Source organism: Modestobacter caceresii (assembly GCF_000761485.1).
GTDB lineage: Bacteria > Actinomycetota > Actinomycetes > Mycobacteriales > Geodermatophilaceae > Modestobacter > Modestobacter caceresii.
Map to the genome: position 1 here is coordinate 23,292 of NZ_JPMX01000079.1, position 24,594 is coordinate 47,885.

Consider the following 24,594-nt stretch of genomic DNA (forward strand, 5'->3'; position numbering starts at 1 on the left):
CCGTAGACTCGATCGAGGTGCACGGCGACCCGTGCACCGCATCGATCGAGGAGAGTGCTGTGGCCGTCCGAGCCATCCGCGGTGCGACCCAGGTGGCCGCCGACGACCGGGACGAGGTCCTGGAGGCCACCCGGGAGCTGGTGAGCACGGTCCTGACGCGCAACGAGCTGGACCCCGCTGACCTGATCAGCATCCTGTTCACCGCCACCCCCGACCTGGTGTCGGAGTTCCCGGCGCTGGCCGCGCGGGAGCTGGGGCTGGGCGACGTGCCGCTGATGTGCGCCACCGAGATCGCGGTACCGCACGCCCTGCCGCGGGTGCTGCGGCTGATGGCGCACGTCGAGACCGACCGGGACCGGTCCGCCGTCCAGCACGTCTACCTGCGCGGGGCCGTGGCGCTCCGCCGGGACATCGCGCAGTGAGTGAGCAGGGGAGTGCAGCAGTGAGCGGGTTCCTCGGTCAGGTGACCCTGGACGGGCCGTCGGGGACCGGGAAGTCCAGCGTCGCCCGCGACGTCGCCGCCCGCCTGGGGGCGGCCTATCTGGACACCGGCGCCATGTACCGGGCGGCGACCGTCGCGGTGCTCGACGCCGGGGTCGACCTGACCGACACCGACGCCGTCACCCGCGCCGTCGCCTCCGCCGACATCCAGGTGGGGACGTCGGCCGGCGCCGAGCTGGTGCTGGTCGACGGCGTGGACGTGGCAGCCCGGATCCGGGGGGCAGAGGTGACCCGCACGGTGTCGCCGGTCTCCGCCGTCCCGGCCGTGCGACGGATGCTGGTCGACCGGCAGCGCGCGCTGGTCGCCGAGGCCGAAGCGGTCGTCGTCGAGGGCCGGGACATCGGCACCGTCGTCCTGCCCGACGCCACCCTGAAGGTCTACCTGACCGCCGCACCCGAGGCCCGCGCCCAGCGGCGGGCCGGTCAGCTGGGGGTCACCGACCCCGCCAAGATCGCCGAGATCGCCGCGGACCTGCGGCGTCGCGACGAGTACGACAGCAGCCGGGCCGACAGCCCGCTGCGCCCAGCTGTCGACGCCGTGGTCGTCGACAGCACCGGGCTGGACCGTGATGCCGTGGTCGAGCGTGTGCTCGACCTGGCGCGCACTGCAGTGGGAGCAGCATGAGCACCGACACCGACACCGACGTCCCCGGCGGCGACGAGCCCACCGGCCCGCTCCCGGTGGTGGCCATCGTGGGGCGGCCGAACGTCGGCAAGTCGACCCTGGTCAACCGATTCCTGGGCCGCCGCGCCGCCGTCGTCCAGGACATCCCGGGCGTCACCCGGGACCGCATCCCGTACCAGGCGCTGTGGAACGGCAAGAACTTCACCGTCGTCGACACCGGCGGTTGGGAGCCGAAGGCGACCGGCATGGCCGCCTCCATCGCCCGGCAGGCCGAGTACGCGATGAAGACCGCCGACGTCATCGTGCTGGTCGTGGACGCCGCGGTCGGGGTGACCGAGACCGACCTGGCCGCCGCCCGGGTGCTGCGGCGCAGCACCACGCCGGTGATCCTGGTGGCCAACAAGGTGGACGACGAGCGGGGCGAGTCGAACGCGGCCGAGCTCTGGTCGCTGGGCCTGGGAGAGCCGTTCTCGGTCAGTGCACTGCACGGCCGGGGGAGCGGTGACCTGCTCGACCTGGTGCTGGATGCGATGCCGGAGGCGCCCCGCGAGCAGGACGACGTGGGCGGTCCCCGCCGAGTGGCCCTCGTCGGCCGGCCGAACGTGGGCAAGTCCAGCCTGATCAACCGGCTGTCCAAGGAGGAGCGCTCGGTCGTCGACTCGGTGGCCGGCACCACGGTCGACCCGGTCGACTCCCTGGTGACCCTCGGCGGTGAGCAGTGGCGGTTCGTGGACACGGCGGGGTTGCGCCGCAAGGTCAACACCGCCAGCGGCACCGAGTACTACGCCAGCCTGCGCACCGAGGCGGCGATCGAGGCCGCCGAGGTCGCGGTCGTGCTGCTGGCCGCCGACGAGGTGATCAGCGAGCAGGACCAGCGGGTGATCACCCAGGTGATCGAGGCCGGCCGGGCGCTGGTCATCGCCTTCAACAAGTGGGACACCCTGGACGAGGACCGGCACGCCCAGCTGGAGCGGGAGATCGACCGCGACCTCGCCCGGATCCAGTGGGCCAGTCGGGTGAACATCTCGGCGGTGACCGGGCGGGGGGTCAACAAGCTGGCCGACCACCTGAAGACGGCGCTGGCCGGCTGGGAGACCCGGGTGCCCACCGCGGAGCTCAACACGTTCATCCGGGCGCTGGTGCAGGAGACGCCGCCGCCAGCTCGTGGTGGCCGTGCCCCGAAGATCAAGTACGTGACGCAGGCCGACGTCCGGCCGCCCCGGTTCGTGGTCTTCTCCACCGGCTTCCTGGAGGCCGGGTACCGGCGGTTCCTGGAGCGCAAGCTGCGCGAGCAGTTCGGCTTCCACGGCACCCCGATCGACGTCTCGGTCAAGGTGCGCGAGACCAAGGCGCGCGAGCGCAAGGGCTGACCCGGCCCACGGGGCAGCGGACCGGGTGCGGTAACCTTCTCGGGCAGCGTCCGGGGCCGAGAGGCCCTTGGGGCTCGGGCTGTAGCGCAGCTTGGTAGCGCACCTGACTGGGGGTCAGGGGGTCGCAGGTTCAAATCCTGTCAGCCCGACAGGGAAGCCGCAGGTCAGAGGCCGTTTCCGGGAGACCGGGAACGGCCTCTTCTGTTGTCCGGTCGGGTTTGACCACCATTCTGACCACCATTAGCCGACCCAGAGTTGGTCAGGACGGTGCCCAGGGTGGTGACGGCGTCCCGCGAGACGGCGGGGGAGACGTGGCCGTAGACGTCGCCGGTGATGGCGATCGAGGAGTGGCCGAGGATGTCCGAGACCACCTTGAGGGGGACGCCGCGGGTGAGCATCACGCTGGCGGCTGAGTGGCACAGCGTGTGGAGGCCGGCGTCGGTCAGGCCGGCTTGTGCGGCTGCGACCTTGAACGCCCGCACGGCGTTGCGTGGGTCGCAGGGCTCTCCGAACTCGGTGGTGAACACGTAGCCGGTCTCCCGCCATACCGAACCTGAGTGCAGCCGCTCCGCGGCCTGCGCGCGCTGCACGTCGCGCAGGAGATGTTCGGCGGGCGCGGAGATCGGCACCAACCAGTTGGACTTGGCCGTCTTGGGCTCGGTGACGACCAGGACGCCGTCGATGCGCGCCAGGGTTCCCCGCACGCGCAGCGTCCCTCGGTCCAGGTCGACGTCAACCCATCGAAGCGCGAGCGCTTCGCCACGGCGCAGCCCGGTGTGGACGAGCAGTTCGAACAGGGGCGCGTACCGGGAGCTCCGAGCCGCATCGAGCAGTTCGGCGACCTGGGCCGGTGTCAGGTGAGTGGCCTCCTTGCTGGTCACCTTGGGCCGTCTGATCGCCGCCGAGGGATTGACGGCGATCGCACCGTCCCGGACTGCCGTGTCCAGGATTGCCTGCAGCACCGTGTACGCCGTCCGGATGGTCGACTCGGCCAGACCTTTGCGCGAAGCTGGACGACCCAACCTTCGACGTGGGAAGGCCGGACCTTGTCCAGGGTGCGGCGGTCAAGGGAGCTGCCGAGGACGTGCGACCGAGCAACGCCGGCGTACAGGGCCTGCGTGGTGTGCTTCCGCTCTGATGCCTGCAGAGTCACGATCGACCTCACCGGAACAGGCGGTGTCGTGCACGGCAACGGCGATGGCGGCGAGGCCCTGCGGCTGAAGGGACCACTGGGGGCCGACCGTCGCTCGCCGGCCCTGCGCACAGCGAACCGGGCCGCCCGTGCTGCACCGGCGTTCTGATGCTGCCGCGAGGACGTGGCAGCTGCCGGAGCTGTGCCGGCCAGGGGCGGGGACGTGTCGGTCCCGGTCGCCCGGGTACTCGCGGCGCATGAGTTTGACCAAGGGCAGTGGGCCGTTCGGGGAGCATCCGGCAGGAAGGTTCAACTTCGATCCTCACGCCCCCGAGCAGGTGCTGTACCTGGAGGAGAGCTCGCCGCGGCGGGTCCGGGTCATCCTGGGCGGGACGGCGGTCGCCGACAGCACCGACGTGCACCTCCTGCATCCGCCGGGCCGGACGCCGACGTACCTGTTCCCGCGCGAGGACGTGCGCACGGACCTGTTCGAGCCGAGCGAGCGGCGGCGGTCCGACCCCGGGATGGGGGACGGCAGGTACTGGACGGTGCAGGTGGGCCAGCGGCGGGCGGTGAACGCGGCCTACTCGTGGGAGCACCCGCCGCCCACCGCGGCGGGGATCACCGGCCTGATCGCCTTCGACTGGGACTCGATGGACGGGGTGTTCGAGGAGGACGAGGAGGTCTTCGTCCACCCCCGAGACCCCTACACCCGTATCGACGTCCTGCGCAGCTCCCGTCGGGTCCGGGTGAGCGTCGACGGCACCATCGTCGCTGACTCCACCGCGCCGCGGATGCTCTGCGAGAGCGGCCTGCCCGTGCGGTGGTACCTGCCGCGCGAGGACGTGCGCACTGACCTGCTCGAGCCCAGCTACACCACCACCCGCTGCCCCTACAAGGGGATCGCGCACTACTGGTCGCTCCGCCTGGGGAAGAGGTCCGAGAAGGACCTGGCGTGGACCTATCCCGACCCCTTCCACGACGCCGAGGCCGTCCGCGGGCTGTTGTGTTTCCCCGGCGAGCGGGTGGAAGTCGAGGTGGAGGACGTGGAGGGCGGTTGAGGCTCCTGCGGGCGGGTAGCTGGTCGCCATGTCCCTCCTCAACCGTTCAACCAAGCGCCCGTCTCTGGCGGCGAACGTCGGTCGCGGCGTGCTGGCCGGTGTGGCCGGCAGCCTCGTGATGACCGCGTGGCAGAAGCTGGTCGAGATGCCCATCTCCGAGCGTGGGGACAGCTACGGCCCGGCGGACCTTACCGAGAGACTGCTGCCAGTGAAGCCCCGCAGCGATGCGGGGAGGAAACGGCTCAACTACGCCACCCACACCTCGCTGGGCGCGTTGTGGGGTGCCGCCTACGGGGTGGCGGCCCACTTGGGCCTGCGCGGCGCGCGGGGCGCGGGGGCGACGTTCGGCGCCATCTACACCCAGGACCTAGTCATGATCACAGCCCTCGGGCTGGGCAAGCCGTGGACGTGGTCGCGCAAGGATTGGACCATTGACGTCCTGGACAAGGCCGTGAACATCGCCGCCACCAGCGCGATCTTCGACCGCGCCCTCGACCCTCGCGTGAGGCCATAGCGCCTGGCTCGTCACAGCGCGCCGCCGGGGCAGCCGTGCAGCCGACGGGAAGTTCGTCAGCACGGTGAACTCCTTGGCCACTACGCCCGTGGGGTGGCACGGAGCCACTCGACGGGATCACGACGGCGTGACCACGTCGAGTGGCTCCGGAAGTACACCCGATGCGTGGGCCTTGCACGTCCTGCTCATCGCCCCGGGTGCAGGCGAGTCGAGCGCCGAACTGGCGCCGCTGCTGACTGCCCTCAAGCAGCAGCCCTCGCGCAGCGCGGTGGCTGTGGTGGTGGCCAACGCACCCGCCCGAGCCGACGACGTCCGATGGCAGCTGACCATCGACGACGCCGGCGTTCTCCGCATCCCCGCGCTCGATCTCGAGCTCCGTGCCCACCAGCTCCCGGCCGAGGAGGCCGCCTCACTGGCGCAGATGCTCGTGCTGGCCGCCGTCACCGAGGACCGTCCCGTCCCGCCAGCCCATGGGGACGAGCCCTGGGACCGGCACTCAGACGCCTGCGGCGGTCTTCGGGTCGACGCGGCGGAGCCGTCGCGGCAGCCCCTACTCGGACCCGATGTAGCCGACGACGAGCCGGCGGCACGCCTGGCCCATCCATCCACGGAGACGGCCGACTCGGTCCTGCCGTTGCCTGCGCCGTCATACCTGGATCGCGCCGCGACCACCGAGCCCGACTTGCGCGCGTTGGCCCCTGCCACCGACGAGCGGGTCCGTCGCGAGGTCGAGAGCGCCGATCCCGACCTGGACAGCGACCTGGCGGAGTGGGCCGATCCCTCGTCACCGCGGCCGAAGCTGACGTTGCTTGGTCCGGTCGAGGTCCGGGCCCAGGGCTCGCTGCCCGAACGCAATCCGCGTCGGCAGTTCTACACCGAGATCGTCGCCTACCTGGCGACCCGGCCGGGCGGCGTGACCAGCGAGCGCTACGCCACTGCGCTCTGGCCCGACGAACCGGACGTCGTCGGCGAGACCAAGGTGCGCCAGTCCATCTCGGTCGTCCGTGCCTGGCTGGGCACCGATCCGGCGACCGGGGCTGACTACCTGCCCTCGGGACTCACCGCCGCGGTGTGCGAGGGAGAGTTGGACACCGCGAAGTGGGAGTTGTCCCACCGACTCCTCCCGCTGGGGCAGCGGAGCGTGGGATCGCGTCCCGTGCCGTGAATAGTCAGTTCTCGACTCATGGGTTGCCCGTTCTAAGGGGTCTCGCGGGGCGGGCGCTTTCGCCCCCGCCCCGCGGACCGCAGCACGTCCAACTGTGGAGGAAGTCGCCCGACCTCCCCTCGTTCGAGGCGGCCCGGGGTAGGGCCTTGGGGTCCTAGAGGAACGGAGCCGGCGGCAGGTCCAAGTCGGTCTGCACCAGGTGGTTGAAGTAGTTGGTGAAGAGGTTCAGTGCGACGTGGACCGACGTCTCGGTGAGCTCGGCGTCGGTCCAGCCGGCATCGAGCGCTGCCTGCCAGGTGCTGTCCTGGACGGAGCCGATGCCGCCGGTCTGCTCGCGGACCAGAGTGAGGAGCGCACTCAGCTTCGGGTTCTCGACCTGTCCGCGGCGGATGTCGATCGTCTCCTGCTCGCTGAGCCCGGCCGCCTTCCCCCCGGCGGTGTGTGCGGCCTGGCAGTAGGAGCACTCGTCGACGTTCGCCACCGCCAATGCGATGGCCTCACGGGTCCGGCCGTCGAACGTGCCGGTGTCCTGCATGACCTGTTGGATCGCGACGTAGGTCTGCAGGACGGCGGGGGAGTGTGCCATCGCGCCGTGGATGTTGAGGACCTTGCCGAACTTGGCCTCGAGCGCCTTGAGGGCGTCGCGGCTGCCCTCCGGGGCGGAGTCGACGGTGTGGACGGGGATGCGGGTCATTGGCGTTCCTTTCATCGGGGTGGACGACGAGCAACCGTCGGTCAGGCCAGCGTCGCGGGGTGCGTGGCTGTGCCCGGATGGCCACCTGGGTTGCCGTGTCCGGGGCTGGAGCGTCAGGCGGCGAGTGCCTGCACCGTCTCCTCGGTGGTCAGGACGGCGCCGGCGATGTACCGGAAGTTGGTCAGCGCGGCGGCGTATCCGTCGCCCATCTCAGGGTGCTGGGCGGCAGCGGTGGCGTCGGAGACGACGGCTACCTCGAACCCCTGCTCCAGCAGTTCGCGCAGGTGGCTCTCGATGCACAGGTTCGCCGACATGCCGGCGAGGACGACCTTGGTGATGCCGCGCTTGCGCAGTTGCAGCACGAGATCGTTCTGCTCGGGTCCGTACACCTTGTGCGGGCTGCAGACGACGGTCTTCCCGTCCTCCAGGAAGGGCTTGTACTGCTCGAGCCAGTCGGCGCCCGAGCCGGTGAAGCCCTGCATCTGCAGCGGGCCGGGGCGGTCGAACATGCCGATCTCGTGCATCTTCTGCTCCAGCGTGCCGCCGAACTCCCACTTGTGGTCATGGGGGAAGTAGTAGTGCGGGCTGACGAAGACCGGCGTGCCGGCCTGCTGTGCGGCGATGAGCAGCTGTTCGATGTGCTCTACGGTGCCGTTCTCCTCGACGTTCTTGCCGACCAGCTCCCACGTGACGCCTTCGGGGCTGAGGAAGTCGTTCTGTGGATCGGTCAGAACCAGTGCGGTGTCACCGGCGGTGAGCTGCATGGGGGCCTCCAGGTCGGATCAGGGTGGAACTCCGGTGCCGGGGCCATGCCCGGAGGCGAGATGTTGAGGCGTCAACTGTCATCCCGGATGCCAAGTCGACTGACGGTGAGTCCCCCCGCGACTGGCTCGCCGCAAACCTGTCTCAGCCCGCATCCCCGGGACCATGCGGTCACCGGTCGGCTGACGCCGCAGCCTGCGCGGCGGCTGCGTCTCCGCGGACGGGGGGAGCGGGTGGCCGTGCTCACTGCCCGGACATGGGGAGGAACCACGCGGCGAAGGCCAGAGCCCAGACCATGTGGGCCACCGCCAATGACAGGGGGGAGCTGTTCCGGTTCATCACCGGTGCCAGCCACGGCATGATCAGGTACTGGTAGGAGGCCCAGTGCACGACGGCGTATCCGAGGATGAGCAGGATCTGGAGCAGGGCCGGCCACTGGTCGACGTGTTCGGCGATGGCCACCCCGTACAGCCAGCCCATGAAGGCCGAGGCGAGCGCATGCAGGGCCATACCGACGAGGAAGCCGCCGAGCAGGAACCGCCCGGTGTCGACTCGCGGCCCCAGCAGCATGGAGGCGATGAGATTCGGTGGTCGCCAGAAGCCCTTGCCCCTCAGTGCTGCCTCGAGCATCTTCTCGATGCTCATGACAGCGCCGGCGACGAGCCCGGCGATCGTGGCTGTCAGGACCATGGCGCGTGGGGCCATAGGGACGTCGCTCGGCAGGGGGTGGGCTCGCTCATCGGGACACCAGGCTCTCCACGGCCCGTGCCGTGCGCGCCTGTGGCGTGCGCAGGGACGGTCGCTGCCGGACGAGCAACCGACCGGTCCGGACCTGTGCGCGCCACTTGGTGCGGTCGCCGTGGCGCCAGACATGTAGGTCGACCGTGGCGTCGCCGATGCGCAGCCGCCGGAGGTTGAGTTCTGGGAGCCAGTCGGGCAGTCGGGGGTCGAGCAGCAGCAGGTGTGCCGGGGCCACCGGCCGGACCCCGAGCAGCGCCTGGATCATGAGCACGGTTCCGCTGGCCGACCAGGACTGCGGAGCGTTGGCCTGGGGATAGACGCCCGGGTGGGGATGGTCGTCGTCCCGGGTGAGCCCGCCGACGGCCTCGGGGATCCGGTTGGCGGTGAAGAGCTCGGCCGTGTCGAACAGTCCCCGTGCCAGTCCGTGGAGCTGCTCCCAGCAGCCGTAGCGACCGAAGCCGGCGGCGATGGTGCCCTGTTCGACGGCCCAGACGCTACCGAGGTGGTAACTGAACGGGTTGTAGGCGGGGTTGTCGGTGGACAAGGTGCGGATGCCCCAGCCGGAGAACATGTCGGGCTGCATGAGCCGGGCAGCCACCCGCTGTCCCTGTTCCGGGGTGGCGACGCCGGTGAGGAGCATGTGCCCGGCGTTGCTCGTCACGGGAGTCAGCGGCCGGCCGTCGGAGTCGAGGCCCAGTGCATAGATGCCGGCGTCCTCCAGCCAGAGCCGGTCGTTGATCCGCTGACGCAGCCGGGCGGCCTGCGCCAGCAGCCGGCGGGCGTACAACCGGTCCCCGGCCGCCACCAGGACGGGAACGATGTTGCGCAGCGCGGAGTACCAGTAGCCCTGGAGCTCGCAGGTGATCAGCGGGTCGGACTGCACCTGCCCTTCGGCGTCGACGATGGCGTTGGGTGCGTCCTTCCAGCCCTGGTTGCGCACCCCCTTCGGCGAGCGGCGGCGGTACTCCAGCAGGCCGTCGCGGTCGAGGTCGCCGTAGCGGTCGAGCCAGGTCAGGACTCGGCGGGCGGCCGGCAGCAGTTGGAGGGCTGTGTCGCGGTCGCCGGTCCAGGCGTAGTACTGGCCGAGCATGGCGACGTAGTCGACCGGGGTGGCGTAGTCGCCGTAGTACCGGTCGAAGGGGTTGTCGCCTCGCGCGGAGGCGGGGGCGTCGCCGGCCTGGTGGATCATGGCGCCGGGTTCCTCGTCGCGCCAGTCGTCGATGCGCTCGCCCTGCAGGGCGGCGTTGACCCGGAGGGCGTCGCGCAGCGGGCTGCGCAGCGCCAGCAGCGCCTGCCAGCCGGTGGTGAGGGTGTCGCGGCCGAAGAACTGGTCGTAGAGCGGAACCCCGGCGATGAGCGCGTTCGGCCCCTCCTCGAGACCGAGCGGCAGGCTGGCCAGGTCGGCCACCGCGGTGTCCCAGGTGCGCTGGACCGTGGCATCGGACGCCTCCAGGAGCGGGGGTTCCTCGCCGAGGCGCCGGCTGACCAGGGCGGCGGTGGACCCGACGGTGAAGGCGCCCGCGCCCGGTCGGTGTTCGCGGCCGTCGACGACCGGGCAGACGGCCACCTCGATGCGGCGCCTGCCGCGGGCCGGCACGGACAGCGGGATGGTCAGGCGGCCGTCGTTCCAGCCTGCGTCCGTCTCGTCGAGGACCTGGACACGCACCGCGCGGTCGAGCTGGTCACTGTCCAGTCGGAGCTCCAGCCGGCGCCGCTCGGGATCCCACGACGCGAGCGCTGGACCGGTGGGGTCGGGTGTGCCGGCGTCGGCCTCGGCAGTGCCGCTGAAGTCCGCCGCCAGGTGCAGACCGAGGACCAGGTGCCGGTCCTGATGGGTGTAGTTGGCGATCTCGGCGCGCAGGCGAAGGCCGTCGCCGACGAAGGCCGAGAGCTCCAGGTGCGCGCCGGTGACCTCGCTGAACACCTCGGTCTCCTGCAGTTCCTGTGACTCGGGCACTTCGGCGTAGCCGAGCAACGCGGCGTGGGACACGTCGCTCCAGGCGAACGGAGTCACCTGCTGGCCGTCGATGCTCCAGCTCAGCCGGGAGAGCATCCGGGTGTTGTGGAAGTAGAAGCCTTCCGCGCCTTCTCCGGTGCACAGGCCGAGCGGGCTGGTGACCAGCAGCGAGCGGTCCCGGTAGGCGAACCGCTGGTGCGGTCGGGTGCGCAGCTCCACCGGTCACCGCCTCCCGCGGCGCAGGGCCGTGACGGTGAGGAGGGCGCCTGCGGCGAGGAGGGCCCGGATGCGCTGCGGATGCTGTTCCAGCACGGTGGTGTAGACGCTGGTGGACTTGGCGCGCTGCCCGAAGCTGCCCTCCACCGCACCCGGTCCGCTGCTGGCGGTGAAGAGGTTGTCGGTGCCGACGTCGGGCCGGTCCGTCTTCTGCTTCTGCACGGTCTTGCCGACCCGCAGCACCAAGGTCGGGGCGGACCGGGGCGCGATCCGGTGCACCATCTCCAGCATCTTGCCGCCCCCGCCGACCACCATCCGCGGCTGCGGGTGGGAGATCGCGTGCAGCACGGCGTCGGCGACGACCCGGGGCTGGTAGATCGGCGGGACCGGCTGGGGGAGGACCCCCATCTTCGACCGGGCGTGCTCGAACAACGGCGTGTTGATCGACGAGGGCAACAGCGTGCTGACCGTGATCGGGCTGCGCTCGTGCTCCAGTTCCATCCGCAGCGACTCGGCGAACCGAGGATGCCGTGCTTGGCCGCGACGTAGGGCGCCTGCAGCGGGACGGCCTGGACGGCGAGTGCGCTGGCGACGTTGACGATGCCGCCTTGGCTTTGGGGGCGCATCTGGTCCAGGGCGGCCTTCATCCCGTGGATCTGGCCGAGGAGGATCACCTGGATGGCCCGGGTGATCTCTTCGGCGCTCAGCTGGTGGACCTCGCCGTAGACCGCGGTGGCCGCGCAGTTGACCCAGGTGTCGATGCGCCCGAACCGCTCGGCGGTCTCGCGGGCCAGCCCTTGGACCTCCGGCCACTCCGCCACATCGGTGGGGCGGACGAACGCCGGGCCGCCGAGCCGGGTCACTTCGGCTTCCAGCGTGCGTAGTGCTTCCTCGTTGCGGGCGGCGAGCACGACGGTGGCGCCGTGTTCGGCAAGGAGAAGCGCGGTCTCGCGGCCGACGCCGGAGGAGGCGCCGGTGACCACGACGACCTGGTCATGTAGCGGGCGGGGCATCGTCCGGCCTTTCAGCGGGAGAGATGGACGAGGGAGGCGGCGGGCCGGCTCAAGAGGCCAGCAGCGCGTAGACCAGGCCGAGGACCAGCCCGTACACGACGTGTCCCATGACCAGTCCTGGCGGCGTGGCGGCCCCGTAGTTCTTGGCGAAGAGCCCCGGCGGCTCCAGCTCGACCGGGGAGCCGGCCGCGGCCGGAGTGGTGGTGGCTCCGGCGTGCATCCGCGGGTGCATGGCCGGCAGCATCGCCATCGCCATCCCGGCGATCAGGCCGTGCACGACTCCGATGACAGCGCCGACCCACCAGGCGTTGCCCGAGTCCACGTCGAGCCAGGCGAACAGCAACCCGTAGATCGAGCCGATCACCAGGGCGCTCATGACGACCAGGTGCATCATCAGACCGATCGCCTTGGCCTTGCCCCGGTCGCCGGTGAACATCGATCCCTCGACCAGGGCCATGTCCATCTCGGTCTTGCCGGCTTTCTGCATCGTGGTCATCATCGCGGTCATCACCAGTCCGCCGGCCAGGCCGGCGAGCACGGCAGGCCAGAACTCGAATCCCATTGGCCCTCCTGAAAGTTCGGGTGGTCACACGGTCGGCTAGCGCGAGGCGCGGGCCTCGATCAGCTCCTTGAGGTTGTGCAGGGAGTGCTCGAGTTCGCGCTCGTTGCGCCGCTCGGCGTAGGCCGAGTCGAACAACTCACCGACGAGTCCGCCGGGCAGTTCGTAGTCCAGCTCGACGACAACCCGGCTCCCGCCGTCGGCCTCCTCGACGGTCTGCACCATGCGCAGCATCCCGCCGCCAGGCGCTTCGGAGGAGTACGAGACTCGCTGTGGCCGCTGAAGCTGGGTGACTCCCCATGTGCTCTCCAGGTTCCGACCGAGCACCCGAAGGGTCTGGACGAACGTGTCGCCCTCCTCGATCGGCTTACGGGGGGTCCCGTGGGTCTCCACGGTGATTGTCGACCAGACGGGCAGCAGGTCGAGGTCGGTGAGCGCCTCGAACACCTGCTCCCGGGAAGCGTTGACCTCGATGCTCGTGTCGATCTTCGCCATTCCGCCACCTCCGCAGCCGCACCCCGCCACTCCCGATGAACGACGGCATCGCGGCCCCTCTGTGGTGGTCGGCGTGCCCCTGCTCGGCCCACCGGAACGCAGAATGCGCCCTAGGTGACGTTCATCGGGATGCTTAGGGGAGAAGGTCTCCGCCGAGGAGCGCCTCGAGCCCCGGGACGTCCAGCAGCTCGACCTGCCCGTAGCCGCTCCTGATCAGCCCCATGCTGGTCAGAGTGCGCGTGACCCGGCTCACCGATTGGCGCCGTGCGCCGACCAGGTCGGCGATCACTTCGTGGGTGAGTCGGACGACGAGCTTGCCGGACTCCTGCTCCTGCTGCTCCAGCAGGATGAAGGCCACCTGAGCTTCCAGACGGCGAGTCATCATCACGGCGAGCCGGCGACGGTCCGCGTCCAGGCGGCGGGCGATGGAGGCCATCCAGCGCAGGCAGAGCGCGGGGAACTGCTGCAGCAGGCGCATCCACTCCTCGTCGGTGATCTCGATGATCCACGTGCCTCGTGAGGCGACGGCGTCGAAGGGCATCGGCGAACCGAGCAGCACGGGAATGTCGGCGATGACGCCGCCGCGGCGCACCAGTGCCATGACCACCCGCCCGCCGCCGGGAAGTCGGGCCAGCAGCTCCAGTTCGCCGTCGAGGACCACGAGGACGCGGTCAGTGCTCTGGCCGGCCGCGGCGAGCAGCTGTCCGGCGGGCACTCCTCGGGGGGTACCAGCTCGGCGGAGATGAGCGAGCATCTCTCCTTCCAGGAGCGTCAGGTCGTGGCGGGCGGACACTCCGCTGATCCAGCGACCGGGTGGACTGACCGGCATGTGCCCTCCTTCCGTCTGCGCTGATCCTGATCCTGCACGGGCCAGCCGGTCGACGCTTCTCGTGCCGACCGGCCGCCGTGGGCCGATGCAGAGATCGGCGGGCGCATGAACGTCGGGACTGTCACCTGGAGTGCAGTGACCGTTTCGCGGGACGTCTGTCGCACATCACCCTGCTGAGTCCGCTTGGCCGCGGCTGGTGCCGGGCCGGTGCCATCCGCTGAACCGAGGAGGGGCGATGGAAACACGAGAGCTGGTCACCGACGCTGCGCTGGTCGGAGTCGCCGGCTACGGGGCCGCCAAGGTCATGGGCAAGGCGACGACGTTCATGTACGAGCAGCAGACCGATGAGGCCAAGCAGCAGGAGAAGGACGAGAGCTACGGCGTCGCCTACGACGTCGCGGCCAAGAAGACGGCCGCACTTGCCGGCAAGAAACTGTCCGAGGACCAGGCGAGCACGGCCGGCATGGCCATCCACTACGCCCTCGCCTTCGGCTGGGTGCCCGTGTACATGGTCGCCCGACGACGCTTTGGCATGACGCCCTTCGGCGCCGGCACGGCAACCGGGCTTTCCATGGCGGTCCTCGTCGACGAGATCGGCAACCCGCTCTTCGGGTTCACACCACCGCCTCAAAAGTACCCGCTCGTCAGCCACCTGCGTGGGCTGGCCGGGCACCTGGTCTACGGGCTCGCCGTGGCTGCCATCGTGGAAGCCGGCTGGAAATTGACGGGGCGTCGCTGATGTTCATGAAGCGCTCGCGGCGCCGACTCGGACGGGCGACTGCGTTCTCGGGCGGCTGGTCGCCGCCGATGCGGCGACTGCGCACCCAGCTGGCCGTCATCACCACGGCGTCGACAGCCCTGCTGTGGCTGGACAACCTCAGCGAGCACTACCGCGGCGGGTTCGAGCGCGAGCTCATGTACGTCCCCATCCTCGCCAACCCCGTCGTCGCCGCCGCCGGTGCGGTCACGGCCGTGACCGGTGGCCGGCGCGGCGGCCGGCTCTTCGGCCTCCTGTCGGCAGCGCAAACGGCCATCGCCGTCGTCGGCTTCGTCGAGCACCAGCGCGGCATCCTGAAGAAGCCCGGCGGCAACCAGCCGCGGCAACTGCTGTTCAACGCCTGGTACGGCCCCCCGGTCGCCGCGCCCCTGCAGTACCTGGGCCTGGGGCTGATGGGCGTGATGGCCACGGTGCCGCAGTCGGCCGCCGCCCCTCTCCTTGCGCGCATCCCCGTCGATCGGCTGATGCGGGCGTTCACCGCGCTGAACCTGCCGCCGCTGTGGGCCGAGATCGGCTACCTGCACGCCCGCGGCTCCTTTCAGAACCGGGCGCAGTGGCTGCCGGTCGTCACGCTTCCCCTCGCCGGAGCGATGTCCGCGCTCGCCGCGACGTCGGACAGCCGCACCGCCCGCACCGCGGCACAGGCCGCCTCTGGCTGGACTGCCCTGCTCGGCGCGGCGGGCACCGGTTTCCACCTGTACGGGCTGCACCGGCGCTACGGCGGCTACCGGCGTGGCTCCTTCCTGTTCAACTGGCTCAACGGGCCGCCCGCGCCCGCCCCACTGCAGATGATCGGCCTCGGCCTGGCCGGCCTGGCCGCCGAACGGGCGGTGACCCGACGATGAAACCGTCTCCGTACCCAGGCTTCGATCCGATGCGGGAGTCGGAGGGCTGGGAGGACCGCGACCGGTCCCTGGTGCTGTCCCGGCTCCACGACATCCCGGCGTTGCGCTTCTTCTCACCGGCGGAGGCAGAGCTCCTGGACGCCGTCGTGGAGCGCCTGATCCCGCAGCCTGATCGAGCACCGGATCACCGCGTCATCATCACGCCCTTCCTGGACCAGCTGCTGTTCGACGACGACACCGACGGCTTCCGCAAGGACGGCATGCCGTGGGACCAGGAGGTGTGGCGGCAGGCGGTGGTCGGCATCGACCAGACCAGCGTGGCCCGGCACGGACGGGGGTTCGTCGCGCTGGACGCCAGAGAGCAGGACGACGTCCTCTCCGAGGTCCAGAGCGGCGAGGCCCAGGGAGCCGTGTGGCAGGAGCTCTCGTCTGCCGCCGTGTTCGACAAGGTCGTGCAGGAGGTGGTGTCGGTGTACTACGCCCATCCCTCGGCCTGGGCGGAGATCGGCTGGCCCGGCCCGGCCAGCCGACGCGGCTACATGCGCACCGGATACGGCCAGCTCGACCCGTGGCAGCCCCGCGAGAGCGGATCGGCGTCCTCGGTCGAGCTGGTGGAGATCAGCGAGGGCGGCGGGAGCCCCTCCGGCTCGGTAGGGGGCACCCATTGACCACCCATGACGAGGTGGATGCGGTCGTCGTCGGCGTCGGAGCCGCCGGCGCCGTCCTGGTCCGCAAGCTCACCGACGCCGGGTGGCGCGTCGTCGGCCTGGACGCCGGGCCCCACTGGGACCCACAAACCGACTTCCTCTCCGACGAACGCGCCATGTCCAAGCTGTTCTGGCGCGACCGGCGGGTGACCGGCGGGGAGGATCCCATCGAGCTCGCCGGCAACGTCACCGGCAAGGGCGTCGGCGGCAGCACCGTGCACTACTCCATGTACGCACTGCGGCTGCACCGGTCGGACTTCCAGACCCACACCCGGGACGGCGTCGGCTCGGACTGGCCGCTGAGCTACGACGACCTCGAGCCCTACTACGACGAGGTCGAGCACGAGCTGGGCATCGCCGGCCCCGTCGACTGGCCCTGGGACGCGCCGCGACGCCACCGCTATCCCTACCGGCCGCATCAGCTCAACGGAGTGGGCGAGGTCATGGCGCGGGGATGCGACGCCCTGGGCATCACCTGGCGCCCGGGCGCCATCGCGACGCTGTCGGCACCGAAGGGCGACCGGCCGCCGTGCGTCTATCGCGGATGGTGCCTGTCGGGCTGCACCACCAACGCCAAGTCCAGCACGCTGGTCACCTACGCGAAGGAGGCGGTGCGCGCCGGCGCCGAGATCCGCCCGGACTGCATGGTGCACCGGGTCGACACCGACGCGACCGGCCGCGCGATCGGGGTGACCTATGTCCGGCGCTCCGCCGACGGCACGGTGCACGAGGAGCAGCAACGTGCCCGCGTCGTCATCGTCAGCGCCTACTCGATCGAGACCCCGCGCCTGCTGCTCATGTCGGCGTCCTCCGGGCATCCCGACGGGCTGGCCAACAGCAGCGGCCTTGTCGGCAAGGGGCTGATGATCCACGGCTCCGACGTCGTCTTCGGACGCTTCCCGGAACCCGTCTCCCAGTTCAAGGCCCCGCCGCCGAACACGATCACCCAGGACTTCTACGAGACGAACTCTGCCCACGACTTCGTCCGCGGCTACAGCATTGAGACCGTCGGGCCGCTGCCGGGAAAGTTCGCCCAGCTCGCGGCGTCGACCCTGGGACTGTGGGGCGAGTCGCTGCGTGAGTTCATGTACGACTACAGCCACTACGCCGGGCTGGGCCTGGTCGGTGAGACCCAGGCGCAGGACAGCAACGGCGTGCGGCTGTCGCGCGACGAGACCGACACCTTCGGGCTGCCCATCCCGGTCGTCACCTTCTCCTACGCCGAGAACGACAGACGCATCCTCGAGGCGGGCACCGACACCCAGCGCCGGATCCTGGAGGCAGCCGGTGCCCAGACCACGTTCCGGGTCAGCGACACCGCGCACCTGATGGGCGCCTGCCGGATGGGCGATGACCCGGCGACCTCGGTCGTCGACCGGAACTGCCGCACCTGGGACGTCCCGGGCCTCTACGTCTGCGACGGCAGCGTCTTCGTCACCTCCGGTGCCTCCAACCCGAGCCTGACCATCCAGGCGATCGCCGCCCGCACCGCCGACCAGTTGATCGCCGCCGGCCGACGGGACCAGCTCTAGCGCCCCATCCCTCCAACGGAAGGCATGACATGAGCAGCACCACCGTCGCAGACGTCCTGGTCCAGCGACTCCAGCACTGGGGAGTCGAGCGGGTCTTCGGCTTCGCCGGGGACGGCATCAACGGCATTCTCGGCGCTCTGAACCGCGCCGGTGACAAGCCGCGGTTCATCCAGTCCCGGCACGAGGAGATGTCGGCCTTCGAGGCCGTTGGCTACGCCAAGTACGGCGACCGGGTCGGGATCTGTCTGGCGACCTCGGGCCCTGGAGCCGTGCACCTGCTCAACGGCCTCTACGACGCCAAGCTCGATCACGTGCCCGTCGTCGCGATCGTCGGACAGCAGCCGCGCCACGCCCTCGGCGGGCACGCCCAGCAGGAGATCGACCTGCAGTCGCTGTTCAAGGACGTCGCCCACGAGTACGTCCACACCGCCATGGCCCCGGAGCAGTTCCCCGGGCTGCTCGACCGGGCCATCCGCATCGCGCTCGCCGAACGCACACCTACCTGCATCATCGTCCCGGCCGATCTCCAGGAAGCCGACTACAGCCCACCGCCGCACGCGCTGAAGTCGCTGCCCACCTCGTCGGACTACCGACCGCCCCGCATCATGCCCGAGGCCGAGGACCTGGCCCGGGCGGCTGAGGTCATCAACGCCGGCGAGCGGGTCGCGATCCTCATCGGGTCAGGAGCGCGCCAGGCCCGCGAACAGGTCGTCGAGCTGGCCGAGGTCACCGGAGCCGGCGTCGCCAAGGCGCTGCTCGGCAAGGACGTGCTGGCCGACGACCTGCCCTACGTCACCGGCGCCATCGGGCTGCTGGGCACCAAGCCCAGCTATGACCTGATGATGGAGTGCGACACGCTGATCATGGTCGGCACCGGCTTCCCCTACCCGCGGTTCCTTCCCGAGTTCGACCAGGCCCGGGCGGTGCAGATCGACATCGACCCCAAGATGCTGGGCCTGCGCTACCCCACCGAGGTGAACCTCGCCGGCGACGCCACGGCGACCCTGCAGGCGCTGCTGCCCCTGCTGGACCGCAAGACTGATCGGTCCTGGCGGCAGACCATCGAGGGCAACGTCGCCGACTGGTGGCGCGTCGTGGAAGCACGTGCCATGAACGACGCCGACCCGGTCAATCCCCAGCGGGTTTTCTGGGAGCTGTCCTCCCGACTCCCCGACAACGCGATGATCGCCGCGGACTCCGGATCAGGCACCAACTGGTATGCCCGTGACGTGAAGCTCCGCGAGGGCATGCGCGCCTCGCTGTCCGGCACGCTGGCCACCATGGGCCCCGGCGTGCCCTACGTCATCGGGGCGAAGTTCGCCCATCCCGACCGGCCCGCGATCGCCCTCGTCGGGGACGGGGCCATGCAGATGAACGGCATCAACGAACTGATCACCATCGGCAAGTACTGGCAGGAGTGGGCAGACCCCCGACTGGTCGTCATGGTGCTGCACAACCAGGACCTCGCGCAGGTGACCTGGGAGATGCGCGGAATGGAGGGCGACCCCAAGTACGACGCGTCCCAGGACATCCCGTCCTTCCCCTACGCCCAATACGGCCAGATGCTGGGCCTGCACGGGATCCGGGTCGACCACCCGGACCAGCTCGGGAACGCCTGGGAGCAGGCGCTGTCGGCCGACCGCCCGGTGGTGCTCGAGGTCATCGCCGACGCCAACGTGCCGCCCATCCCGCCGCACATCGAGCTCTCCCAGGTCAAGGCGTACACGACATCGGTCCTGCGCGGCGACACCAACCGGGTCGAGATGGTCAAGCAGGGCATCAAGGGCAAGCTCGCCGAGTTCACCTCATGACCGAGGAACCGATCGACCTTGGCCGGGTCGACAGTGTCAGCTCCTCGACCTACACCGTCCGCACCGACCGGCCGGAGTCCGACGGGACGCTGCGTTGGGACTCCACCACGATCGTCGTCGTCGAGGCCCGCGGAGGCGGCAGGGCCGGCCTCGGTTACTCCTACACCGACGCCGCAGCCGCTCACCTCATCGACGGCGTCCTCGCGCCGGTGGTCACCGGACGACCGATCGACGGCACGGGAAGCTCGTGGGCGGCCATGGTCGATGCGCTGCGCAACATCGGTCGGCCCGGCCTCGGGTCAGCGGCGCTCTCGGCCGTCGACATCGCGCTGTGGGACCTCAAGGCGCGTCTGCTCCACGTCCCGGTCGCGACCCTGACGCCCGCCTTCCACGACACCGTCCCCGTCTACGGCAGCGGCGGGTTCACCTCCTACTCCGACGCCGAGCTGCAGGAGCAACTCAGCGGCTGGGTGGAGCAGGGCATCGGCAGCGTCAAGATGAAGGTGGGCCGCGAACCCGACCGGGACGAGGCCCGGGTCCGCACCGCCCGAGCCGCCATCGGCAACGCCGGCCTGTTCGTCGACGCCAACGGCGCGTGGACGCGGAAGCAGGCTCTCTCCTTCGCCGAGCGCTTCGCCGAGTACGGGGTGACCTGGCTGGAGGAGCCGGTCACCTCTGACGACCTCGACGGACTGCGGTTGCTCCGCGACCGCAGTCCGGCGTGCATGGACGTGTCGGCCGGCGAGTACGGCTACGACCTGCCGCACTTCCGCCGGATGCTCGCGGCGGGAGCGGTCGACTGCCTGCAGGCCGACGTCACCCGGTGCGGCGGCATCACCGGCTTCCTCGCCGTCGGAGCACTCTGCGACTCCCACACCCTCGACCTGTCCTCCCACACCGCCCCCTCCGTCAGCGCGCACGCGTGCGCAGGTGTGTGGCACCTGCGTCACCTCGAGTACTTCCACGACCACGTGCGCCTGGAGCACCTGCTCTTCGATGGTGCGCTCACCGCCGTGTCCGGGCGCATCAACCCCGGCGACGGCGGCCCGGGACTCGGCCTGCAATTCAAGACCCAGGACGCGGAGGCCTACCGTGTCGCCTGACCGGGGGGGCGCAGCCCCCGCTGCCGATGACACCGAGGGGCCGCCCCTCGCCGACTACGGATTCCTGTCCGACTGCGCCTCCGCCGCACTGATCAGTTCCGGTGGCTCGGTGGACTGGTGGTGCCTGCCCCGGTTCGACTCGCCGTCGGTGTTCGGCCGGCTGCTGGATCCCGCCGCCGGGCATTGGCTGCTGGCGCCGAAGGATGAGTACACGGCCGAGCGTGACTACGTCGAGGACACCCTGGTCCTCCGGACGGTGTTCCGGACGGAGTCGGGCGCTGTCGCGATCACGGATGCGCTGAGCCTGCAGCCGGGCGCGCGGGGGCACGACATCGGGCTTCGCTCGCCGCACGCACTGCTCCGCCGGGTGGAGGGGCTCGAGGGCGCGGTCACCCTGCAGACGACAGTCTCGCCTCGCTTCGAGTACGGGTTGACCGTGCCTCGCTGGTCGGGCGACCGGGGCTCCTGGTCCGCCCACGTCGGACCGGTGGCGCTGCGGCTCACCACGCCTGTCGATCTGCACGCTCACGGCGGTGACCTGCGCGGTGGGTTCCGGGTGGGCGCGGGGGAGCGGGTCGGCTTCCGCCTCGCGTTCACGCCGCCCTACGAGGACGACGGCGGTCCAGGAGCGGAACCAGCGGACGCGATCGAGGACACCGTGGCGGGCTGGCGGTCCTGGTCGGAGTTGCACCGCGGATACCAGGGACGACATGTCACCCAGGTGCGCCGCAGTGCGCTGGTGCTCCAGGGATTGACCTATCAGCGGACCGGTGCAGTGGTGGCGGCCGCGACCACATCACTCCCCGAGGAGCTGGGCGGCAGCCTCAACTGGGATTACCGCTTCGCCTGGCTGCGTGACGTCAGCCTGACCCTGCAGGCGCTGTGGGTAGCCGCCTGCCCGCACGAGGCCAACCGGTTCTTCGACTGGCTGACCGCCGCGGTGGGGCAGGTGGGCGATGCGCCGCTGCAGATCATGTACGGGGTGGAGGGGGAACGCGACCTCACCGAACACACCCTCGACCACCTCGCGGGCTACCGGGACAGCCGGCCGGTACGGGTGGGCAACGACGCCTGGAAGCAGCGGCAGCTGGACGTGCTCGGGGAGATCCTCTTCGCCGCGCACCTGCTGCGGGAACAGGTGACGCCCTTCAGTGAGGCGACTCAGGACCTGTTGGTCACCCTGGCCGACCAGGCCGCCCGGGACTGGCAGCAGCCCGACGCCGGGATGTGGGAGTCCCGCGACCAGCCTCGCGACTACACCTCCTCCAAGGTGATGTGCTGGGTGGCGCTCGACCGCGCCATCGCGCTTGCCGACGACCTCGGCGACCGTGCTCGGCCCGACGAATGGAAGCGCGCCCGCGGCGAAGTCCGCGAGACGGTGCTGGAGCAAGCTTGGAGCGAGTCGGCGGGCGCCTACGCAGGAGCTTTTGGCTCGGACTCGCTGGACGCCTCGGTCCTGATGATGCCGCTCGTCGGCTTCCTGCCGGCCGACGATCCTCGGATGCTGTCCACCATCGAGGCCGTCCGTGACCGGTTGACCGACGGATGGCTGGTGCGCCGCTGGGACGGAGACATCGCCGGCTTCCTCATCTGCAGCTTCTGGCTGGTCGAGTGCCTCGCCCTGGCCGGCAAGGTCGACGAGGCCGAGACCTGGTTCGACCACCTGCTCGACCTGGGAAACGACCTCGGTCTGTTCGCTGAGGAGGTCGACCCGGCCAGCGGGGAGCAGCTGGGCAACTATCCGCAGGCGTTTTCCCACGTCGGTCTGGTCAACGCCGCCTGGCGGCTGACCCAGTGCACATCGGGGCAGGACCTCGATGACGTCCAGTGAACCCGGCCGCGGACTGACGGCGACGTGCTGCTGGTGCCCGGCCCCTACAAGAGGAGAAGCATGACCCGCTCAGATCGTTCCGAACCACGAGTGGTCGTGGTCACCGGGGCCAGCGCAGGCCTGGGCCGAGCCATCGCCCACGCCTTCGCCGCCCGTGGTGACCGCGTGGCCCTGCTTGCCCGGAACCGGGCGGGATTGGACGCAGCCGCGGAGGAGGTCCGCGCACGCGGCGGTACCGCACTCGTGGTGGAGGTCGATGTGGCCGACGACGGCCAGGTCGAGTCAGCCGCGCAACAGGTGGAGCAGGAACTCGGCCCGATCGACGTGTGGGTCAACAACGCCATGGCAGCCGTCTTCTCCCCGTTCCTCGAAGTCAGTCCCGAGGAGTACCGGCGAGGTGTGGAGGTCACCTTCCTCGGCTCGGTCAACGGAGCCCGCGCTGCGCTGCGCCGGATGACCGAGCGCGACACCGGCCACCTGATCCAGATCGGCTCGTCCCTGGCGTTCCGCGGCATCCCACTGCAGTCGGTGTACTGCGCATCCAAACACGCGCTCAACGGCCTGTACGACTCCTTGCGGGCTGAACTGCTGCACGACGGCAGTCGGGTCCAGATCACCTCGGTCCACATGCCGGCGATGAACACCCCGCAGTTCCGGCTGGGGCTGGCCAAGATGCCGCACAAGGCCCAGCCGGTGCCACCGATCTACCAGCCGGAGGTCGCCGCGCGTGCCGTGGTCTGGGCGAGCGAGCACCGACGCCGGGAGGTCTGGGTCGGCGCCTCCACCGTCGCCACCATCCTCGGCAGTCGAGTGGCCGGCGGGCTGTTGGACCACTACCTGGGCCGCACCGGCTACTCCTCCCAGCAGACCGACGAGCCCGCCGACCCCGACGCGCCGAACTACCTGTTCTCCCCGGTGCACGGCGACCACGGCACCCACGGCCCGTTCGACGACCAAGCGCACACCCGCAGCGTCCAGCTACCGGTGAGCCTGCACCGTGGTGCCGTCATCACCGGCCTGACAGCCCTCGGCGCGGCCGCCGTCGGCCTCGCACGCCGGCACCGGTAGCCAGCAAGGTCGCCATCCGTCGGCCGAGACCTCCCCCTCACGCCACCCGGTCACAACACCGCGCCAACCAGCGGGAGGTGAGGACACCTACCTGGGAGGAGACGAATGCTGAGCTACTCCGGCTTCACCGCGAGGCCGGGCATGACAGCGTTCAATGGGCCCGGCGCTCGCGCCGCCGATCGGACGCGGCCGGTCCGGGACGTTCCCGCGCTGGACGCCGACCCGATACGGGAGGTGGACTGGCTCATGGTCGGCGAGCTGCACAGGTGAGCGACCAGAGCGCTCCGCCAGACGAGGGACCCGCCGCGCCGGGGCGGGCACTTCGGCCCGTCGATCGGAGAAGCGCCCGCTTCGCGTGGGGCCGGCTCATCGTGCTCGCGGCCATCGTCCTGGTGGCCGCCGTGGTAGCAGGGCTGATCGGATCACCGGACCCGGAGCAGTTGGCCGCTGACGTCACCGCGATGGGGCCGGCCGCTCCGGCGGCCTTCGTCCTGCTCTACGCGGTGGTGACGCTGGCCCCTCTGCCGAAGAACGTGCTCACGGTGATCGCCGGTCTGCTCTTCGGGCTGGTCGAGGGAACCGTCCTCGTCCTGGTGGGCGCGCTGCTCGGTGCGGTGGCCGCCTTCGGCCTGGGGCGAGTGTTGGGCCGCGACGCCGTCGACCGGATCACCGGCCACCGGGTCACCCGCATCGACGCGCTGCTGAGACGTCACGGGTTCCTGGCGGTCCTCGGGGTCAGGCTGGTGCCCGTGTTGCCGTTCACCGCGATCAACTACGCGGCCGGGCTCACCGCGGTGCGCAACCGCGACTACTTCATCGGTACCGCGCTGGGGATCATCCCCGGCACGATCGCCTACGCATCCCTGGGCGCCTACGGCACGACACCGGGGTCATGGCCCTTCGCCGTCGCCGTCCTCGCGCTCGTCGCGCTCACCGTCGGCGGCGCGGCCACCGCTCACCGGTACCGGCGCAGGAGCGACCCGGCCGCCGGCCGGGACGGACAGCCCTGACTGGGGACGCCGCCCGATCCCGTCTCGCAGGGGCGATCTCGCACAACCGGTCCCGGGGCAACGGGGTCGGCTGGAGTCGCTGGCCGTGCGGGGACGATGGTGACCGGATCAGAGTCGCCGGACGTCGACCTCGACGGCCTCGAAGGCCTTGCGGGCCGCGATGAGCACCGGGTCCCACACCGGCGCGAACGGCGGCGCGTAGGCAAGGTCCAGGGACAGGATCTGGTCGACGGTCATCTCGTTCCAGATGCAGATGGCCAGGGCGTCGATGCGCT

The 24,594-nt window shown here is 70.5% G+C and carries 24 protein-coding genes, 1 tRNA gene and 1 pseudogene; 16 read left to right on the plus strand and 10 right to left on the minus strand.

What is annotated here, in order from left to right:
* Positions 1-59 precede the first annotated feature (59 nt).
* From aroH to IN07_RS17270, 4 genes are all read left to right on the plus strand, one after another.
* Positions 60-422, plus strand: a complete 363-nt coding sequence (aroH, locus tag IN07_RS17255) for a chorismate mutase (protein WP_036337818.1) — start codon at positions 60-62, stop codon at positions 420-422.
* A 20-nt stretch (positions 423-442) separates the two neighbouring features.
* The gene (gene cmk, locus IN07_RS17260; RefSeq protein ID WP_036337821.1) at positions 443-1,126 is read left to right on the plus strand and encodes a (d)CMP kinase; all 684 of its coding nucleotides are present in this window, start codon (positions 443-445) and stop codon (positions 1,124-1,126) included.
* Positions 1,123-2,496 (plus strand): ribosome biogenesis GTPase Der, encoded by a 1,374-nt coding sequence (gene der / locus IN07_RS17265; protein ID WP_036337828.1) that lies wholly within the window; start codon positions 1,123-1,125, stop codon positions 2,494-2,496. Before cmk ends, der begins: the two co-directional genes overlap by 4 nt.
* Before the next feature lie 75 nt (positions 2,497-2,571).
* Positions 2,572-2,645, plus strand: a tRNA-Pro gene (locus tag IN07_RS17270).
* A 15-nt stretch (positions 2,646-2,660) separates the two neighbouring features.
* Here the strand turns inward: IN07_RS17270 and IN07_RS17275 are convergent.
* A complete protein-coding gene (locus IN07_RS17275; RefSeq protein ID WP_052091408.1) occupies positions 2,661-3,458 on the minus strand; it encodes a tyrosine-type recombinase/integrase in 798 nt (265 codons plus the stop codon).
* Positions 3,459-3,885: 427 nt separating this feature from the next.
* Between IN07_RS17275 and IN07_RS17280 the strand changes: the two genes are divergently transcribed.
* From IN07_RS17280 to IN07_RS17290, 3 genes are all read left to right on the plus strand, one after another.
* Positions 3,886-4,689: a DUF427 domain-containing protein gene (locus IN07_RS17280; protein WP_052091409.1), complete on the plus strand. Its 804-nt coding sequence runs from the start codon at positions 3,886-3,888 to the stop codon at positions 4,687-4,689.
* 28 nt (positions 4,690-4,717) lie between these two features.
* Positions 4,718-5,203: a hypothetical protein gene (locus IN07_RS17285; protein WP_036337863.1), complete on the plus strand. Its 486-nt coding sequence runs from the start codon at positions 4,718-4,720 to the stop codon at positions 5,201-5,203.
* A gap of 421 nt (positions 5,204-5,624) precedes the next feature.
* Entirely contained in the window at positions 5,625-6,368 is a 744-nt protein-coding gene (locus IN07_RS17290; RefSeq protein WP_231558442.1) for a hypothetical protein, read from the plus strand.
* A 154-nt stretch (positions 6,369-6,522) separates the two neighbouring features.
* On the opposite strand, the gene IN07_RS17295 is transcribed toward IN07_RS17290, so the two are convergent.
* The 9 genes and pseudogenes from IN07_RS17295 to IN07_RS24145 form a co-directional block, all read right to left on the minus strand.
* Positions 6,523-7,062 carry a carboxymuconolactone decarboxylase family protein gene (locus IN07_RS17295; RefSeq protein ID WP_036337877.1) on the minus strand — a complete coding sequence of 180 codons (540 nt, stop codon included), beginning with the start codon at positions 7,060-7,062 and terminating at the stop codon, positions 6,523-6,525.
* 113 nt (positions 7,063-7,175) lie between these two features.
* Positions 7,176-7,826: a cysteine hydrolase gene (locus IN07_RS17300; RefSeq protein ID WP_036337880.1), complete on the minus strand. Its 651-nt coding sequence runs from the start codon at positions 7,824-7,826 to the stop codon at positions 7,176-7,178.
* A gap of 241 nt (positions 7,827-8,067) precedes the next feature.
* Positions 8,068-8,514, minus strand: a complete 447-nt coding sequence (locus IN07_RS24125) for a hypothetical protein (RefSeq protein ID WP_156119254.1) — start codon at positions 8,512-8,514, stop codon at positions 8,068-8,070.
* A gap of 46 nt (positions 8,515-8,560) precedes the next feature.
* Positions 8,561-10,741, minus strand: a complete 2,181-nt coding sequence (locus IN07_RS24130) for a glycogen debranching N-terminal domain-containing protein (protein WP_052091411.1) — start codon at positions 10,739-10,741, stop codon at positions 8,561-8,563.
* Positions 10,742-10,744: 3 nt separating this feature from the next.
* Positions 10,745-11,239: a hypothetical protein gene (locus IN07_RS26975; protein WP_052091412.1), complete on the minus strand. Its 495-nt coding sequence runs from the start codon at positions 11,237-11,239 to the stop codon at positions 10,745-10,747.
* A 74-nt stretch (positions 11,240-11,313) separates the two neighbouring features.
* Positions 11,314-11,751 (minus strand): annotated as a pseudogene (locus tag IN07_RS26980) (SDR family NAD(P)-dependent oxidoreductase); the annotation flags it as partial.
* Between the two features lie 49 nt (positions 11,752-11,800).
* The gene (locus tag IN07_RS17320; RefSeq protein WP_036337883.1) at positions 11,801-12,313 is read right to left on the minus strand and encodes a hypothetical protein; all 513 of its coding nucleotides are present in this window, start codon (positions 12,311-12,313) and stop codon (positions 11,801-11,803) included.
* A gap of 36 nt (positions 12,314-12,349) precedes the next feature.
* A complete protein-coding gene (locus IN07_RS17325; protein WP_036337886.1) occupies positions 12,350-12,805 on the minus strand; it encodes an SRPBCC family protein in 456 nt (151 codons plus the stop codon).
* A 133-nt stretch (positions 12,806-12,938) separates the two neighbouring features.
* Entirely contained in the window at positions 12,939-13,520 is a 582-nt protein-coding gene (locus IN07_RS24145; RefSeq protein ID WP_052091414.1) for a Crp/Fnr family transcriptional regulator, read from the minus strand.
* A 349-nt stretch (positions 13,521-13,869) separates the two neighbouring features.
* Between IN07_RS24145 and IN07_RS17335 the strand changes: the two genes are divergently transcribed.
* The 9 genes from IN07_RS17335 (at position 13,870) to IN07_RS17375 (ending at position 24,319) form a co-directional block, all read left to right on the plus strand.
* A complete protein-coding gene (locus IN07_RS17335) occupies positions 13,870-14,373 on the plus strand; it encodes a DUF1440 domain-containing protein (RefSeq protein WP_036337889.1) in 504 nt (167 codons plus the stop codon).
* Between the two features lie 68 nt (positions 14,374-14,441).
* On the plus strand, positions 14,442-15,257 hold the full coding sequence (locus tag IN07_RS24150; RefSeq protein WP_052091415.1) for a hypothetical protein: 816 nt from the start codon (positions 14,442-14,444) through the stop codon (positions 15,255-15,257).
* Positions 15,258-15,286: 29 nt separating this feature from the next.
* Positions 15,287-15,925 carry a gluconate 2-dehydrogenase subunit 3 family protein gene (locus IN07_RS17345; protein WP_052091416.1) on the plus strand — a complete coding sequence of 213 codons (639 nt, stop codon included), beginning with the start codon at positions 15,287-15,289 and terminating at the stop codon, positions 15,923-15,925.
* A complete protein-coding gene (locus tag IN07_RS17350; RefSeq protein WP_052091417.1) occupies positions 15,922-17,496 on the plus strand; it encodes a GMC family oxidoreductase in 1,575 nt (524 codons plus the stop codon). The genes IN07_RS17345 and IN07_RS17350 overlap by 4 nt, the downstream gene beginning before the upstream one ends.
* A 29-nt stretch (positions 17,497-17,525) precedes the next feature.
* A complete protein-coding gene (locus IN07_RS17355) occupies positions 17,526-19,307 on the plus strand; it encodes a thiamine pyrophosphate-requiring protein (protein ID WP_036337892.1) in 1,782 nt (593 codons plus the stop codon).
* On the plus strand, positions 19,304-20,410 hold the full coding sequence (locus IN07_RS17360; protein ID WP_036337895.1) for an enolase C-terminal domain-like protein: 1,107 nt from the start codon (positions 19,304-19,306) through the stop codon (positions 20,408-20,410). Before IN07_RS17355 ends, IN07_RS17360 begins: the two co-directional genes overlap by 4 nt.
* Positions 20,400-22,241 carry a glycoside hydrolase family 15 protein gene (locus IN07_RS17365; protein WP_052091418.1) on the plus strand — a complete coding sequence of 614 codons (1,842 nt, stop codon included), beginning with the start codon at positions 20,400-20,402 and terminating at the stop codon, positions 22,239-22,241. Before IN07_RS17360 ends, IN07_RS17365 begins: the two co-directional genes overlap by 11 nt.
* 60 nt (positions 22,242-22,301) lie before the next feature.
* Positions 22,302-23,309: an SDR family oxidoreductase gene (locus tag IN07_RS17370; RefSeq protein WP_036337898.1), complete on the plus strand. Its 1,008-nt coding sequence runs from the start codon at positions 22,302-22,304 to the stop codon at positions 23,307-23,309.
* A gap of 371 nt (positions 23,310-23,680) precedes the next feature.
* Positions 23,681-24,319, plus strand: a complete 639-nt coding sequence (locus IN07_RS17375) for a TVP38/TMEM64 family protein (RefSeq protein WP_081975496.1) — start codon at positions 23,681-23,683, stop codon at positions 24,317-24,319.
* Positions 24,320-24,594 lie beyond the last annotated feature (275 nt).